This window comes from Xenophilus arseniciresistens, from assembly GCF_028023875.1.
Taxonomy (GTDB): domain Bacteria; phylum Pseudomonadota; class Gammaproteobacteria; order Burkholderiales; family Burkholderiaceae_C; genus Xenophilus; species Xenophilus arseniciresistens.
Genome location: NZ_JAQIPB010000021.1, coordinates 1 through 1190 on the forward strand (window position 1 = coordinate 1; position 1190 = coordinate 1190).

1 protein-coding gene is annotated in these 1190 nt (G+C 64.9%); it reads left to right on the top strand.

The features are described from left to right. Positions 1-207 precede the first annotated feature (207 nt). Positions 208-1170 carry an IS110 family RNA-guided transposase gene (locus PGB34_RS23025; protein WP_408647941.1) on the top strand — a complete coding sequence of 321 codons (963 nt, stop codon included), beginning with the start codon at positions 208-210 and terminating at the stop codon, positions 1168-1170. Positions 1171-1190 lie beyond the last annotated feature (20 nt).

The window sequence follows — 1190 nt, forward strand, 5'->3', positions numbered from 1 at the left end:
CGCTTGTATCTTTAAACCTGACCAGCGCGGTAGAGTCTGAACGCCGTTGAGGCGGCCAGACCGGCCCGTGCAGTTTGGTAAGCGCTGGGGTGATCGAGCCCGTCTCTGAGTACAGAACGCACGGCCACCGCGCTGGTCTTCGTGAAGCCCGAACGGTTACGCGCGCCTTCGATGAGTGCGCATGCACAAGCAAGGGATCTGGAGATCATGTCTGTTTCGTCAGTGACGGTGGGCATCGACGTGGCCAAGGCACACGTGGATGTCTTTGTGCTGGGCGCCAAGAGCGATGCCCAGCGGTTGAGCAACGATGCCGAAGGCCATTCGGCGCTGGCTGCGAGCCTGCAACCCCTGGGGGTCGGCCTGGTGGTGATGGAAGCCACCGGCGGCTACGAGGCGGCGCTGGCCTGCGCGCTGCAAGCGGTGGGCTTGCCGGTGGCGGTGGTCAACCCGCGCCAGGCACGCGACTTTGCCAAGTCCATGGGACGCCTGGCCAAGACCGACGCAGTGGATGCGCGCATGCTGGCCGAGCTGGGCTCGGTGCTGGTGCGCCGCGAAGACCTGGACCGCTTTGTTCGTCCGCTGGCCGACGAGCGCCAGCAGTGGCTGGCGGCTCTGGTCACGCGCAGGCGCCAACTGCTGAGCATGATGCACTCGGAGCGCCAGCGGCTGCAGATCACACCCAAGAAGCTGCATGCCAGCATCGAGGCCATCGTGGCGGCGATCAAGGCGCAGCTCGACGAGATTGAAGTGCAGATGCTCACCCACGTGCGTGAGCACTTTGGGGACCTGGACGCCTTGCTGCAGTCCACTGCAGGAATTGGCCCGGTGGCCAGTGCAACGCTGATTGCCGAATTGCCCGAGCTGGGCAGGCTCAACCGGCGAGAGATCGCTGCGCTGGTGGGCGTGGCGCCGATGGCCAACGACTCGGGCAGCAGCAAAGGCCGGCGCCGTGTGCAGGGTGGACGCTTTGAGATCCGGCGTGTGTTGTACATGGCCACGCTGACAGCGGCGCGCTACAACCCGGCGATCAAGGCCTTCTACGAGCGCCTTAAGGCCGCGGGCAAGCTGCCCAAGGTCGCCCTGGTGGCTTGCATGCGCAAGCTGCTGACCACGCTCAATGCCATGGTCCGGTCCGGAAAACCTTGGGACAAATCGCTTCACGGCGCTTGACTCGGAAGACGGTTACTCAG